Origin of the sequence: Paenibacillus sp. FSL R5-0636 (genome assembly GCF_037974255.1) — a bacterium.
GTDB classification, from domain to species: Bacteria; Bacillota; Bacilli; order Paenibacillales; family Paenibacillaceae; genus Paenibacillus_AQ; species Paenibacillus_AQ odorifer.
This window is the reverse complement of sequence record NZ_CP150232.1, coordinates 2,167,320-2,181,654: the sequence shown is the minus strand read 5'-3', so window position 1 is coordinate 2,181,654 and position 14,335 is coordinate 2,167,320. Positions and strand designations below refer to the sequence as shown.

The 14,335-nt window shown below is 46.3% G+C and carries 13 protein-coding genes and 1 riboswitch; of the genes, 1 reads left to right on the top strand and 12 read right to left on the bottom strand.

The features are described from left to right. Positions 1–5 precede the first annotated feature (5 nt). From polA to MKX34_RS09405, 7 genes are all read right to left on the bottom strand, one after another. A complete protein-coding gene (polA, locus tag MKX34_RS09435) occupies positions 6–2,675 on the bottom strand; it encodes a DNA polymerase I (RefSeq protein ID WP_076296042.1) in 2,670 nt (889 codons plus the stop codon). A gap of 189 nt (positions 2,676–2,864) precedes the next feature. Continuing rightward, positions 2,865–3,524: a phosphate signaling complex protein PhoU gene (gene phoU / locus MKX34_RS09430; protein ID WP_036678957.1), complete on the bottom strand. Its 660-nt coding sequence runs from the start codon at positions 3,522–3,524 to the stop codon at positions 2,865–2,867. 73 nt (positions 3,525–3,597) lie between these two features. Further along, positions 3,598–4,353 carry a phosphate ABC transporter ATP-binding protein PstB gene (gene pstB, locus MKX34_RS09425; RefSeq protein ID WP_036678954.1) on the bottom strand — a complete coding sequence of 252 codons (756 nt, stop codon included), beginning with the start codon at positions 4,351–4,353 and terminating at the stop codon, positions 3,598–3,600. A gap of 198 nt (positions 4,354–4,551) precedes the next feature. After that, positions 4,552–5,280: a response regulator transcription factor gene (locus MKX34_RS09420; RefSeq protein WP_036678951.1), complete on the bottom strand. Its 729-nt coding sequence runs from the start codon at positions 5,278–5,280 to the stop codon at positions 4,552–4,554. Between the two features lie 109 nt (positions 5,281–5,389). Further along, complete coding sequence (locus MKX34_RS09415; RefSeq protein WP_036678948.1) at positions 5,390–7,186, bottom strand: ATP-binding protein; 1,797 nt, start codon at positions 7,184–7,186, stop codon at positions 5,390–5,392. 178 nt (positions 7,187–7,364) lie between these two features. Continuing rightward, positions 7,365–7,751, bottom strand: coding sequence for a VOC family protein (locus tag MKX34_RS09410; RefSeq protein ID WP_076124919.1), 387 nt, complete (start codon positions 7,749–7,751; stop codon positions 7,365–7,367). A gap of 159 nt (positions 7,752–7,910) precedes the next feature. Then, the gene (locus tag MKX34_RS09405) at positions 7,911–9,470 is read right to left on the bottom strand and encodes a fumarate hydratase (RefSeq protein WP_076296109.1); all 1,560 of its coding nucleotides are present in this window, start codon (positions 9,468–9,470) and stop codon (positions 7,911–7,913) included. A gap of 102 nt (positions 9,471–9,572) precedes the next feature. On the opposite strand from MKX34_RS09405, the gene yfbR reads away from it, so the two are divergent. Further along, positions 9,573–10,178 carry a 5'-deoxynucleotidase gene (yfbR, locus tag MKX34_RS09400; RefSeq protein ID WP_094901415.1) on the top strand — a complete coding sequence of 202 codons (606 nt, stop codon included), beginning with the start codon at positions 9,573–9,575 and terminating at the stop codon, positions 10,176–10,178. 83 nt (positions 10,179–10,261) lie between these two features. Here the strand turns inward: yfbR and thiH are convergent, their stop codons facing one another. From thiH to MKX34_RS09375, 5 genes are all read right to left on the bottom strand, one after another. Then, entirely contained in the window at positions 10,262–11,377 is a 1,116-nt protein-coding gene (gene thiH / locus MKX34_RS09395; protein WP_076100108.1) for a 2-iminoacetate synthase ThiH, read from the bottom strand. Positions 11,378–11,411: 34 nt separating this feature from the next. Continuing rightward, on the bottom strand, positions 11,412–12,179 hold the full coding sequence (locus tag MKX34_RS09390; protein WP_076104074.1) for a thiazole synthase: 768 nt from the start codon (positions 12,177–12,179) through the stop codon (positions 11,412–11,414). Between the two features lie 55 nt (positions 12,180–12,234). Further along, positions 12,235–12,438, bottom strand: a complete 204-nt coding sequence (gene thiS / locus MKX34_RS09385) for a sulfur carrier protein ThiS (RefSeq protein WP_076296041.1) — start codon at positions 12,436–12,438, stop codon at positions 12,235–12,237. Positions 12,439–12,476: 38 nt separating this feature from the next. Beyond that, on the bottom strand, positions 12,477–13,082 hold the full coding sequence (locus MKX34_RS09380; protein ID WP_076275053.1) for a thiamine phosphate synthase: 606 nt from the start codon (positions 13,080–13,082) through the stop codon (positions 12,477–12,479). A 115-nt stretch (positions 13,083–13,197) separates the two neighbouring features. Further along, a riboswitch (TPP riboswitch) is annotated at positions 13,198–13,299 on the bottom strand. Between the two features lie 86 nt (positions 13,300–13,385). Next, entirely contained in the window at positions 13,386–14,258 is an 873-nt protein-coding gene (locus MKX34_RS09375; RefSeq protein ID WP_038569678.1) for an SDR family oxidoreductase, read from the bottom strand. Between the last annotated feature and the right edge of the window lie 77 nt (positions 14,259–14,335).

Genomic DNA, 14,335 nt, shown 5'->3' with positions numbered 1-14,335 from the left:
GGAGTCTATTTCGCCTCGTACCAGTTACTTCCAAAGCTGACCTCTGCCTTAAGTGGCACAGATAACTTCAGTGCTCCACCCATTACTTCCGGCAAAAGCGTCTTCATAAGCTCCATTTCATCCTCTGGCACCTCGAATACAAGCTCATCGTGTACTTGAAGCAGCATACGGCTCTTAAGCCCACGATCAAATAATGCCTTGTCCATATGCACCATCGCCAGCTTGATAATATCCGCTGCTGTTCCCTGTATAGGTGTATTCATTGCTGTCCGCTCCGCAAAAGAGCGCAGATTAAAGTTCTTCGCATTAATCTCCGGCAGATAACGGCGACGTTCGAGCAATGTGGTCACATAACCATACTTTCGCGCCTCTACTACGATATCGTCCATATAGCGGCGCACACCCTGATATACCTCGAAATACTGCTCAATAAATTGAGCGGCTTCCTTACGCGGAATATTCAAATTCTGCGAGAGGCCGTAATCACTGATCCCGTAGACGATCCCGAAGTTTACGGCTTTTGCGGCACGGCGCATATTGCTGTCCACCTGTTCCGCGGTCACACCGAACACATCCATCGCTGTCTTCGTGTGAATATCCATATCATGCAGAAAAGCTTCCTTCATCCGCTCATCACCTGAAATATGCGCCAGCACACGCAGTTCGATCTGCGAATAGTCGGCTGCCAGGATGGACCAGCCCGGTTCGGACGGAACGAATACCTTGCGGATTTTGCGTCCTTCCTCTAGACGAATCGGGATATTCTGCAAGTTCGGGAATTGGCTGCTAAGCCGTCCTGTAGCGGCAATCGTCTGCCGGTAGAATGTATGCACCTTCCCTGTGTTCGGGGAAATTTCTTTAAGCAGCCCCTCTACGTAGGTAGATTGAAGCTTCGCAATTGTGCGATATTGCAAAATCAAACGCACCACATCGTGGTATGGCGCAAGTTTCTCAAGCACTTCGGCATCCGTGGAATAACCCGTCTTCGTCTTCTTGACGACAGGCAGACCTAGCTTTACAAACAAGATTTCACCCAGCTGCTTTGGTGAGTTCAAATTAAACTCAGTGCCACAAATCTCGTATATTTCACTGACCAATTTGGAAATTTGCGCCTCGAATTCTTTTCCAAGCTCTTTAAGATCACCAGCATTGACTGCAATCCCCTGTTTCTCCATATCCGCCAAAATTCGTGACAAAGGCATTTCCAGATCCTCGAATAGCCCTGTCATCGCGGTCTCCACCAGCTCCTGCTGTTGCTTCTGTGCGATTCCAAGAACCGTTGCACTCTTTCGTGCAACGTGATTTCCTAAGACTTCAAGCTCAGGGATTTTGTATTTGGCACCTTTACCAAATACCTCTTCATCAGGAGAGAGCCGCGGCAAGCCGTATTTAGCAGTGAGATCGTTTAGATTCTGATTAGCCTCCGTAGGATCAAGCAAATAAGCCGCCAGCTGCACATCATGGGCTGCACCTGCAAAAGCAATTCCCTGCCAGTGTAGAGCCAAATCAGCGCGGTGAAGATCATATCCACTTTTCGGAGCCTTTTCATCTCCTAGCCAATCACGCAGCTTCGCAGCAGCCGGTTTATGCAGTAATTCAAACGGCACATAGTAATGCCGCTCCAGAGAGGACAATCCTATTCCGATTACCTCGGCACGATGCGGATTATCTCCATTCGATTCCACATGCAGCGCCGAAATGCCAGCCAGGGCTTCACTTAGCCCCTTAAGTTCTTCTTCACTTACGATCGTAATATCAAGTACAGCTGCTTCTACTTCAGCAGCACTTCCCTCTCCCTCGGCAACAGGAGCATAAGCACTAAGAGACAAACGTTCCAACAGTGATTTAAATTCCAGCTTGGCAAGCGCTGGGCCGGCTGTATCCGCTGAAATTCCATTAAAGACCATGTCTTCCCACGAATGCTCAAGCGGCACTTCGCGATAGATGGTCGCTAATTTTTTACTCATTACCGCATCTTCCGCATGGGTTTCCAGTTTTTCTTTCATTTTACCCTTTAGCTCACCGGTTCCAGCTAAGACACCTTCCACCGATCCAAATTGATGCAGCAGCTTCAAAGCTGTCTTCTCACCTACGCCGGGTACTCCCGGGATGTTGTCACTCGCATCGCCCATCAGCCCTTTAAGATCAATGATCTGCTCTGGGGTTAGGTCATATTTCTCCCGGATTTGTTCCGGCCCATAAAGCTCAACTTCAGTGACCCCTTTGCGGATTAAAGCAACGGTCGTATGCTCAGAGGCCAGCTGCAACATATCCTTGTCTCCCGACACGATCATAACCTGCCGTCCCGCTTCATCCGCCTGGCGCGAAATGGTGCCAATAATATCATCAGCCTCATAATTGCCAATTTCAAACTGCGGTACACCTAAATTAGTCAGCAATTCCTTCAGCAATGGGAACTGCTCGGAGAGCTCGGGCGGTGTTTTTTGCCGGCCGCCCTTATAATCCTGATAACCTTCATGCCGAAAAGTAACTTTCCCTGCATCGAAAGCGACAATCATATGTGTCGGTTTATGTTCTTCGATTAAACGAAGCAGCATCGTTGTAAATCCGTACACCGCATTTGTCTGTTGCCCTGCTGTATTCGTCAGCGGGGGCATCGCAAAAAAAGCACGGTAAATAATATTGTTTCCATCTATAAGTATCAACTTGTCCATAGTGCACCTCGCCTTTTTCATGCTTACTCCTTACATCTTACCATATGCCCTGTACAAGTAGAAACGGCTTTACCAACCTAGACAGTGGGATAAGCTGATATGTTAAGGATATACAACAAGTAGCCGCCCTTTTAAAAGGGCGGCTACTTAGTTTAACTAAAGATATAACAAAAGATGTGTAAGTACAAATTACTGATTCAAGTCCGGACGGCTGCCTGTGACCAGATAAACAACACTCTCACCAATGTTAGTCGCATGATCGGCAATCCGTTCAATATAACGGCCTACCAGCGTTAATAACATAGCTTGGGACACAGAATCCGGTTTTGCCACCATATAACTATATAGCTCATTGATCATCGAACCATATAATTGATCGACCTGATCATCATCTTGTGCCATTCTATAAGCCAGATCAGTGTTCTCATCCAGATAAGACTGGATAGCCTCATCAATCATGGTCGTCACAATTTCCGCCATACGTGGAATGTCTACAAGCGGCTTGATCAGCTGCTGTCCATGGATGCGCATAGTTGCTTTCGCAACATCAATAGCCAAGTCACCCATACGTTCCAAATCGCTAGATATTTTGAAAGCAACGATAATGCGGCGCAAATCTTTTGCTACAGGCTGCTGCGTAATAATTAGCCGTGAGCCAATTTCCATGATTTTATCTTCCATGGCATTCAGCTGCAAATCTGCTTTAATGATTTCCTGAGCGCGTACAGTATCAAGATTCTGTAAAGCAACAATTGCTCCACCAAGAGCATCTATTACATGTTCACCCATCTGCTGCAGCAGACTGCGCAGCTCTTCCAAATCTTTATCAAATTCTTTTCTGCGAATCATAGTAAGAGCGATCCTCCTCATTAATGTATGGTCAGCTTGCCATTTCCAAGGACGAGCGCCCTTGTAGCCCGTATCAGCCGAAACGTCCAGAAATATAATCTTCGGTGCGGGAATCCTTAGGAGTCGAGAACAACACCTCTGTATCCGCCGCCTCTACAATTACACCATTCAAGAAAAACACGGTTCGACCAGATACACGTGCCGCCTGATGCATGTTATGAGTAACCATAACGATTGTATACTTACTTCTTAATTCCTGTACAAGCTCCTCTATCTTGAGCGTAGACACAGGATCCAGTGCAGACGTTGCTTCATCCATGAGCAGGATATCCGGCTGAACTGCCAAAGCTCGGGCAATACACAGCCGTTGCTGCTGTCCGCCGGACAAGCTAAGGGCAGATTTTTTCAGAAAATCTTTAACTTCCTCCCACAGCGCGGAATGACGCAGACTTTGCTCTACAATCTCATCCAGTTCGCTCTTTGAACGAATGCCATGCAGGCGAGGACCGTAAGCTACATTGTCGTAAATCGACTTTGGAAAAGGATTTGGCTGTTGGAATACCATGCCGACCTGTTTACGCAGGCTTTCTACCTCTACCTCGTCACTATAAATATTTTTGCCACCGATGTTTACAGTTCCTTCAATACGTGTACCAGGAATCATATCATTCATACGATTCAGCGTGCGCAACAGAGTGGATTTTCCGCAACCGGAAGGTCCGATAAAAGCAGTAACCTGTTTCTCCGGAATTTGCAGATTCACATTCTTCAGTGCGTGAAATGACTCATAGTAGAGATCAAGTTTCTCTATGTCAATGATGGATTTCATTAGCATTTACGTCTCCTTCTCATCATCTTCGTTCTCCATAATAAGCTTTTAATGTAAATACAGTTGGAGAGAAATGTTAACGCAATGTAAAATTGGTGAAGATGAATTAGTCCACGTGATAGTATTCCCTACAATTCGGCGTGTAATCTCACCTGAATCTTGTTTATGAACGGGATAAAGAAGAAAACTCCCGTCATGCTAAATGACCGGAGCTCTCTTTTTGTTAACAACTAATTTATAACCTACACCTCGAATGGAATCGATATGAACGGATTCTGGATCTAGCTCAAGCTTTTTACGGAGTGAACTTACATGCACATCAACTGTACGCTGTCCACCAATATAATCAAAGCCCCAAACAGCGTTCATAAGATCATCTCTTGTCAGCACTACCCCGGGTTTACGGGCCAAATATAACAATACCTCGAACTCTTTAGGTCGAAGGTTGATGCTATGTCCTCCTAAGGAAACTTCATACCGCTCAGGATAGATTTCTAGTTGTCCCAGAATGATCGTTGAAGCAGATATAGGTGTCTCTTGTGGAGCCTCCTCAGCAAGGCCGGAAATCCGCCGTAATACAGCGCTCACTCTTGCAAGCAATTCGGATACTCCAAAAGGTTTGGTTATATAATCATCAGCACCGGATTTCAGCCCTCTAACCACATCTTCTTCAGCATTTTTAGCAGTCAATACGATAATAGGTGTGCGGATACCTTGTCCACGCAATTTATCAAGGATGTCAATGCCATTCATTCCTGGCAGCATCAGATCCAATACGATCAAGTCAAAAGGTTCCCTCGTCGCACGATCATATCCTGCCGTTCCATGATCCTCTACCGTCACCTCGTAACCTTCCTGCGTTAAGTTATAGGACAGCAGCCGGGCTAGTGTCGGTTCGTCTTCAATGACAAGCAATCGTTGAGCCATAGGTTCCCCCGTCTTCCATATAGTTTGATTTTTACAAAACAGCAACAAAACCATCATATCACCGTAATGTTAACTTAGTGTAAAATTGAAAAAGTGAATTTACAAAAATCTAATCGGTCTTTTCTTCCTGCAGCAAAGGCAATTCAATCACAAAGGAACTGCCGATTCCCAGATCACTTTCAACTGAAATCACTCCATGGTGCATATCTACCAAATGCTTCACAATAGACAGCCCCAATCCCGTTCCACCGGAGCTTCTGGATCTTGCCTTATCCACACGGTAAAAACGTTCAAAAATACGCGGCAGATCTTTTTTAGGAATCCCCATACCCGTATCGCTAACAGTAAATTGAACATTTTCGGAGCCGTCTGGTTTCAGTAGACTCTTAACGTAGACCTTTACGTTTCCGCCTTCATGTGTGTAATTAATCGCATTAGAGAAAAGATTCATAAAGATTTGACGCAGCTTATCCTCATCCGCCTCAATGAACAGCTCCTCAGGAACCTCTACATTAAGACTAATGTTTTTCTTCTCAGCGACTTTACTGATGGTTCCCAGCACGGAATCAAAGAATTCAATGATATGAACCGGTGAGCAATCGAGCTGCACCCGTTTAGATTCGATTTTAGATAATTCCAGAATATCTCCAATCAAGCGATTTAAACGCTCATTCTCATCATATATAATTTGCAGGAAGGATCTCGCCGTCTTCTCATCTTTAACTCCGCCTCCCAGTAAGGTCTCGGCAAACCCTTTGACCGCTGCAACCGGAGTCTTTAGTTCATGCGATACGTTAGCGACAAATTCACTGCGCATCCGCTCCAAACGGCGAATTTCCGTAACCTCTTGCAATAGGAAAAGCATACCTCTGTACGTACCATCCTGGATCATCGGAACCGCGTCCATCCGTACAATTCGCTCTCTTGGGTTATAAATACTTCGCTCTTCATGAATCGGCTCCCGGCTTAATACCCCTTCTTCAAGCAGACGGGTTAGCTCATAATGCCGTTTTAACTCTTTGTACGAATGACCCGCCATTTCACTGTTGCTGACATCAAGCATTCGCTCTGAAGCCCGATTGAGCAGCGCAATCTCTTCTTCCGCATTGATCATTATGATGCCGCCAGTCATATTATCCAGCACGCTTTGCAGCAGATCCTCATTATCACGAATCGTCTTGAGCTGGTCTTGAAGACTGTCTGCCATCGCATTAATCGCTGTAGCCAGCTGTCCAACTTCATCTTTACGCTTCAAATGAACTCTGGCATCATAATCCAGATCGGTAATCCGCCGGGCGACTCTTGTGATTTGCTCCAACGGGGAAGTCATGCTTGAAGCTACTTTATAGCTCACAATCGTTGCTGACAAGAACAAGATAATTAGACCTGCAGCCATAATCATCCATGCATGCTTAAGACCTTGCGTTACAGCATCAAGTCCCATTGAGACCCGAATATAGCCGTCAAATCCTTGATCAGAAGTTACCTTTCCAGCCACATATAACATCTCATGCTTTAGAGTTTCGCTGTAACGGATTGCCCGTCCAGTTCCCTCTTTCGCAGCCCCTATCTCTTCTTCACGATTGGAGTGGTTGTCCATTTCCAAGGGGTTTTTCTCAGAATCGCCAATTACTTTACCCGACTTTGTAATAAACGTTATCCGAGAATCTAAAAGTTTAGAAATATGCTCCGCCTGTTCAGTGTAATACGGGATCGCATTTGAAGAATTCATATCTACAAATTCCAGTGTGCCTGAGAGCAAACTTATTTCCCGGGACATATTCTCTTCCAGAGCAGTTATATGGGAGCTCTTAAACAGATGAGCCATCGTAAATCCAGTACCAATCATGGAAATACCGATTAAGGCCATAAGTATAAACGTAAGACGAGCGCGAAACGGTTTCATCTGAAATGTGCCTCTCCCTTTATCATTGTATCTTTTATCCTAACTTCATTTTCTCCAAAATACCAGTACGACTATGACCGTGACAAAAGCCCCCCAGAGTAAATTATATAAAAATAACAGCCCGAGTTGATTAACTCTGGACTGTTACTTTGTATTACTTTTGTAAAAACACATGAGTTTATTCTGTACGGGTGGCAAGAAACCACTGATTACCCTGACGGTCTCTAACCCCTGCTCCTCTTTCTCCATAGGACTTATCCAGTGGTTCTTCAATAATAGAGGCCCCGGCATCCAGGCACTTGCGGTAGGTCTCATCAACATTTCTTACATAAAGATGAATGGCAAGCTGTACCGGTGAATACTTTTCATTCGCTTCAGAAATCTCAATGATGGAATCACCGATTCTGACCTCGGCATGCCTAATCCTTCCCTCATCGTTTCGCAGCATATCAATAATTTTGGCATCAAAGCAGTGCACAACAAAATCTATCAATTGGTCTGCATCTTCCGCAATAAAATACGGCGTAACGTTAAGAAAACCATTTCTAATATAATGTGGTGCCATTCGTTGTCCTCCTTTAGACAGGCAAAAACGCCTTCGGCGTTCCTTAAGGATAATTTATAGTCTGGAACATATAAATCCTTATAATTTGATTAAAACCCATGGAAAAGCCATTCAGAGAATCTGCCCTCCTCATGACTTATCCACCGGTTGTAACCCCATTTATTTAAACACTGGCTCCTTGAATTGAGTCAATTTAGCTGCAGAATCTTTTTCCACATCCGCATGCAGACTGTTGCCGTGAGCATCCATCGTCACAATCGCTGCAAAACCCTCCACGTCGAGATGCCACATTGCCTCAGGAATACCAAATTCCATAAAATCAACAGCGTTGACCTTCTTGATGCACTCTGCATAATACTGGGCGGCTCCACCAATCGCATTGAGGTATACCCCGCCGTGCTCCTGTAAGGCTTTTAACGTTTTTGGACCCATACCACCTTTTCCGATGACTGCACGGATTCCAAATTTTTTGATGATATCGCCTTGATAAGGCTCTTCACGAATGCTCGTAGTTGGGCCCGCAGCTTTTACATGCCAGCCTTCCTCATCTTTCATCATCACAGGACCACAATGATAAATCACAGCCCCTTCCAGATCTACCGGAGATTCATGATCCATTAAATATTTGTGCAGAGCATCACGGCCTGTATGCATTTCACCGGATAAAATAACCACGTCTCCAACACGCAGACTACGGATATCCTCTTCACTTACCGGCGTTGTAAGACGTACTTCCCGCGACTCAGAGGCTGGGCTGTTAGCTCCCTCAGCAATTACCGCTTCAGATTCATGTGCTCCTTCATCATCTACAGATATCCCTGTGCCGCTCTCATATAACCAATCCTCTATATTGCCAGTTGATGGATCAACCAGCACCCCTTGGCGGCGGAAGGCCCAACAGTTATAAGCAACGGATACGAAAAAGCTAGCTGGCAGACGATTCATAACGCCAACCTTACAGCCCAGCAGCGATACCTCACCACCAAAACCCATCGTGCCAATTCCAAGCTTGTTAGCATTCTCCATAATATAGTCTTCCAGCTTGCTAAGGTCTTCTATCGGATTAACATCCTCCACTTTGCGGAACAACTGCTTCTTAGCCAGCTCGTAGCCAGTCGTACGGTCACCACCGATACCCACGCCAATAAAACCGGCACTACAGCCTTGTCCCTGCGCCTGATATACCGCGTGTAAAATACATTTACGGATTCCGTCCAGATCCCGACCCGCTTTGCCGAGTCCTTCTAATTCTGCCGGGAGACTGTATTGAATATTTTTATTCTCGCAGCCTCCACCCTTCAGAATAAGTCTAACGTCTATTTTATCCTCTTCCCATTGTTCGAAATGAATGACTGGTGTACCTGCACCCAAGTTATCTCCGCTATTCTCACCTGTCAATGAATCTACAGAATTGGGACGAAGTTTACCATTCTTGGTCGCTCGTACAATGGCATTATGAATATCTTTTTTCATCTCAATCTGATTGATTCCCACAGGGGTGTGAATGATAAATGTAGGCATTCCCGTATCCTGACAGATCGGAGACACTTGCTGCTCAGCCATTCCGATATTTTGCGCAATCGTGGTTAAAGCAAGACCGGACCGGGTAGCCCTGTCTTCCAGCGCGCGACCTTTTGCAACTGCCCGGCGTACATCTCCCGGCAAATTCGTGGAAGTTTCTTCGATAAGGTTATAAATACTGTCTTCAAAATGCTGCATCTTCATTCAAGCTCCTCTCGGCAGTTCCAGGTTATCTAAAGTTTGATACAATTAGTATAATAATATCATACCTAGCACCGCATGAAAGGGGTTACTTTAAAATTGAGCTACCATTTTTCTGCCTATCTATATCGTCTTCAGTATATTCAGCGCTGGAGCTTGATGCGCAGCACCGCACCGGAGAACGTCGCTGAGCATTCTTTTCATGTTGCATTGCTCACACATATGCTCTGTTCCATTGGTAATGTACATTTCGGGCGTTCATTAAACGCGGAACGAGCAGCAACCATAGCTCTTTTCCATGATGCCAGCGAAGTATTCACAGGCGACATTGCCACGCCGGTAAAATACAACAATCCTCGCTTGCTCACCAGCTTCCGCGAAATGGAAAAAGTTGCAGCTGATCGCTTAACTGGAATGATTCCATCAGAGCTAAAAAGCATCTACACTCAGCTCATACGACCGGAAGACAGCCCTCCCGATTCGGAGGACATTCTGCTGCACAGCTATGTGAAAGCCGCTGATCGGCTGGATGCTTATTTGAAATGCGTATGGGAGGTTGCTGCAGGCAACCGAGAATTTGCCGCCGCGAAGGAGCAGACAGCAGCAAAACTTCGTGGGCTTGGCCTGCAGGAAGTGGATTATTTTCTGACTCATATGGCACCGAGCTTCGAAATGTCTCTCGATGAGCTCTCTGCTGGAAACTAAACACCATCTACACAATAGAAAAAAGGACCTCCGCATGAATCTCGCAGGGGTCCCTTTAGTGATTAATAATAAAAATACAAGCGTTACGTTACTGATTCAGTCAGGATATCCCAGTCTTTAAAAATCGGCTGCAAACCCTTCGTATATAGCATTTCCGTAATCTCCTGCACACTGCGGCTATCGGATATTTCGAATTGCGGAGTTCCCCCTGCATTAGTGTGACCGCCCACCTCAGTTGTGACCCCGGCTGACATCTTAGTTATTCCTAGATGAATTAAATGATCGCGTAGAGAGGCAGGCTCTCTTGTAGATAAAGTAATGCCCGAACGGGGTAAAAATAACCGGTATGCCAAAATAATCTGCACTAGTGATCGATCGGTAACATCGCACTCTGGGTTAAATTCCCCTAAATAAGGCCGAAACCGTGGGGGTGACAGGCTGATCTCGCAATCTGGATACCGATCCTGTAGATAGCGGGCATGCATGGCACTTTGGAATGCCTCTTGCCGCCAATCGTACATCCCGAGCAACGTACCAATATTCACAGAACGAAAACCTGCCTGACAGCCGCGTTCAGGTGCATCCAGGCGATTCCGGTAGTTTCTTTTAGGCCCTTTAACATGCAGCTTTTTGTAAGTCTCCTGGTGGTAAACCTCTTGGTATAGTGTTAGTCCATCCACCCCTGCTTGAAGAAGCTCTTTATATTCTGCAGTCGATAGAGGATTTATCTCAATACTGACGGAGGAAAAAAATTCTCTAAGTACAACTACACAATCCTTAATATATGAGACAGGATTCTCCCGGCGCGATTCACCAGTCAAAATGAGGATATGCCGCAGACCTGTAGCTGCAATCTTCTCAGCCTCCCTGCGAACCTCCTCCAAGGACAGCTTTTTACGCGGAAAATCATAAATGGAGCTGAAGCTGCAGTAGGTACAATGATTCACACAAAAATCGGCAAGATACATCGGTGTGAACAGCTGCATCGAATAACCAAAATGTGCACGGGTCAGTCGCTGAGCAGCTTGCGCCATCTCCTCTAGCAGCGGCGTTGCTGCCGGAGAGAGCAATGCCAGCAAATCATTTTCGTTCAGCTTGTCTTTTCCAAGCGCCCGCTTAACGTCATCCTCCCGGAACTCCTTCCACAGCTGCTCATAAGGATACTGCTCCAAGCGGGCCAGTGTGTCAAAAAAGCTCATGCTAATTCTCCCTCCTTTCGTGAACCTATCAAATTCAGTTCAGAAATCCAGTCAACGGTGACGAAGCAAAAGCAACTTCTTCTACAGGACCGAGTCCTGCCAAATAAGCTTTGCGGCCAGCGGATATCGCCTCGCGGAACGCTTCCGCCATGACGAGCGGATTACGTGCCGTTGCGATAGCCGTATTAAGCAGAACAGCAGCGGCCCCCATCTCCATTGCTTCCGCCGCTTCCGAGGGCTTGCCAATTCCGGCATCTACAATAATCGGCAAATTCACTTCTTCAATAAGAATACGCACAAGCTCCTTGGTGCGCAGGCCGCGATTCGTCCCGATCGGCGCACCAAGCGGCATCACAGCAGCAGCACCGGCATCTCTCAGACGTAAAGCAGCCGAAAGGTCCGGACTCATATATGGCAGTACTACAAAACCCTCCGCCGCTAGAATCTCTGTAGCTCGTATGGTCTCCAGATTATCTGGAAGCAGGTATTTTTGATCATTGATCACTTCGATCTTCACCCAGTTCCCCAGACCTGCAGCTCTTGCTAATCTTGCAATACGGACTGCCTCTTCCGCTGTACGCGCTCCTGAGGTATTAGGCAGAAGAGTCATGTGGCCGGGAATGTGGTTCATGATATTTTCTGCTCCACCTTCCGGGTCCACTCGGCGAAGCGCTACAGTAATCACCTGAGAACCAGAGCTTGCGATCACTTCGGGGATCAGAGCATTCCGGCTATATTTTCCGGTTCCGATAAATAATCTACTAGTTAATCCGATGCCTCCAATATGTAACGGGTCATGCATGAAATTACCTCCCTTTGGTTCTTATAAATTTCTCAAAATTCTATACCGCTCCATCTCAACCCCCACCAACAAAGTGCACCAGTTCCAAACGATCATCCTCGCTCAGAGCAGTACTTTCATAATTCTCCTTACTGACAATTTCTCCATTCAGCTCAATGATCATCAGACGACCCGACCACTCAGGAAGACTGATCAAATCAGCTATAGTTTGAACACCACCAGAACACTCTGCGGATTTCCCGTTAATCAACAGTCTCATTCTGAATCACCCCCTTCGCCTATGCTTTTACCTCCCGGCTATGAATGAACCGCCTTATGAATAGCTTTGGCGGCCTCATAAGGATCATCCGCTCCGCAAATACCGGACATCACAGCAATTCCTGCCGCGCCTTGCCTAATGATCTGTGCCGCATTAGCGGGACCAATTCCGCCAATCGCAATTACAGGAATAGAGCTAGTCTTCACCGTTTCTGCAAGCAGCTCTAACCCACGTGCGGGCAGCCCTAGCTTGCTCGCCGAGGGAAATACATGGCCAAACAAGCAATAATCAGCTCCCTGCTCTGAAGCATTCGCCGCTTCTTCCGGAGAATGAACCGATCTCCCCAGCCAAAGCTGAGGTGCAATTCGCCGGGCTGTAACCGGGCTCAGACTGTGCCCAGCCAACTGAACACCCGCGGCACCAGCTGCCAATGCTACATCGATCCGGTCATTGATTATCAGTTTGGTAGCGGGTATACCGGCAGCCAACAGCTCCTGTGCCGCAGAGAGCAGTTCGCGTGCTGGACATTGCTTCTCTCTTAAGTGAATATAATCGACCCATGTCTGCACCGTGACAGCCAGTTCAACAAATTGTCTCAACTGCTGCTTGCCGTCTGATATTAGATGGATCTCAGCTTGTACCACTCGCGATCTCCTCTCTCTCACTTCCCTGTAGGTCAGTAAAAAACAAAAAAACTGCCCCCGTAAGGAAGGCAGTCAGAATCTGTAAATAGACGGTACTACAAATAGCCCGACAACAGAAATTCGTTCTCCACTTCCCTACGCTGGTCTTAACCAGATCAGGTTCAAAGGGTCCGGAAATCCATTCCGTCTCAGCCAAACGGCACCCCTAGTGACATAAATATACAATTTTAAATGCTAACGTGGTTTATAGTAACATATTTTTTTATTGAAATACACCCATTTATTCACATTAGCTGTACTAATCTAACCGTTTACTACCTCGCCACCATTTACATGAATAACCTGTCCAGTCACATAACTGGAATCGTCAGAGGCAAGATATACATAGGCTGGCGCCAGCTCCTCTGGTTGTCCAGGCCGTTTCATAGGCTGCGTGCCTCCAAACTCGCTAACCTGCTTCGCATCAAAGGTAGAGGGAATTAGCGGTGTCCAGATTGGACCTGGTGCTACACCGTTTACCCGTATGCCCTTCTCCGCCAGATTCGTGGACAAAGATCGTGTGAAACTCAGGATAGCTCCTTTAGTTGATGAATAGTCCAGCAGCTGCGGGCTTCCGCGATAAGCGGTAATTGAAGTTGTATTTATAATTGTAGATCCTGCTTTTAAATGAGGCATAGCTGCTTTTGTTAAATAGAACATCGCAAATATATTCGTACGGAAAGTACGCTCTAGCTGCTCGGAAGTAATATCCTCGATCTTAGCTTGCGGATGTTGCTCCGCCGCGTTATTGATGAGAATATCAAGCTTTCCTAAGCCCTCTACCGTCTGTTTAATAAGATCCTTACAGAATTTCTCGTCACCGATATCACCTGGAATTAGGATACATTTGCGGCCTTCCTGCTCGACCTGACGTTTAGTTTCCTCTGCATCTGAGTGTTCATTAAGATATGAAATGACCACATCAGCACCTTCTTTAGCAAAAAGCACAGCAACTGCACGCCCAATTCCGCTGTCTCCACCGGTAATCAACGCCGCCTTGTCTTGCAGTTTACCTGCTGCTTTATAATTTGCCGGCTCGTATTTGGGCAGCGGCGTCATTTCACTCTCAATCCCTGGCTGATGATGCTGCTCCTGTGGGGGTAAGGTTTTTGTAGCTTGTTTATTATTGCCTGACATCTTCCCTATCTCCTCTCGTTAAGCAAATTGATAGTTAACTGATCATCTTAGGATGGCACAACAATGCATGTTTATAC

Bases quoted from the DNA above. Each gene is read 5' to 3' on its own strand.
- polA (WP_076296042.1), bottom strand. From the start codon at position 2,675: ATGGACAAGTTGATACTTATAGATGGAAACAATATTATTTACCGTGCT.
- phoU (WP_036678957.1), bottom strand. From the start codon at position 3,524: ATGATTCGCAGAAAAGAATTTGATAAAGATTTGGAAGAGCTGCGCAGT.
- pstB (WP_036678954.1), bottom strand. From the start codon at position 4,353: ATGAAATCCATCATTGACATAGAGAAACTTGATCTCTACTATGAGTCA.
- MKX34_RS09420 (WP_036678951.1), bottom strand. From the start codon at position 5,280: ATGGCTCAACGATTGCTTGTCATTGAAGACGAACCGACACTAGCCCGG.
- MKX34_RS09415 (WP_036678948.1), bottom strand. From the start codon at position 7,186: ATGAAACCGTTTCGCGCTCGTCTTACGTTTATACTTATGGCCTTAATC.
- MKX34_RS09410 (WP_076124919.1), bottom strand. From the start codon at position 7,751: ATGGCACCACATTATATTAGAAATGGTTTTCTTAACGTTACGCCGTAT.
- MKX34_RS09405 (WP_076296109.1), bottom strand. From the start codon at position 9,470: ATGCAGCATTTTGAAGACAGTATTTATAACCTTATCGAAGAAACTTCC.
- thiH (WP_076100108.1), bottom strand. From the start codon at position 11,377: ATGAGCTTTTTTGACACACTGGCCCGCTTGGAGCAGTATCCTTATGAG.
- MKX34_RS09390 (WP_076104074.1), bottom strand. From the start codon at position 12,179: ATGCATGACCCGTTACATATTGGAGGCATCGGATTAACTAGTAGATTA.
- thiS (WP_076296041.1), bottom strand. From the start codon at position 12,438: ATGAGACTGTTGATTAACGGGAAATCCGCAGAGTGTTCTGGTGGTGTT.
- MKX34_RS09375 (WP_038569678.1), bottom strand. From the start codon at position 14,258: ATGTCAGGCAATAATAAACAAGCTACAAAAACCTTACCCCCACAGGAG.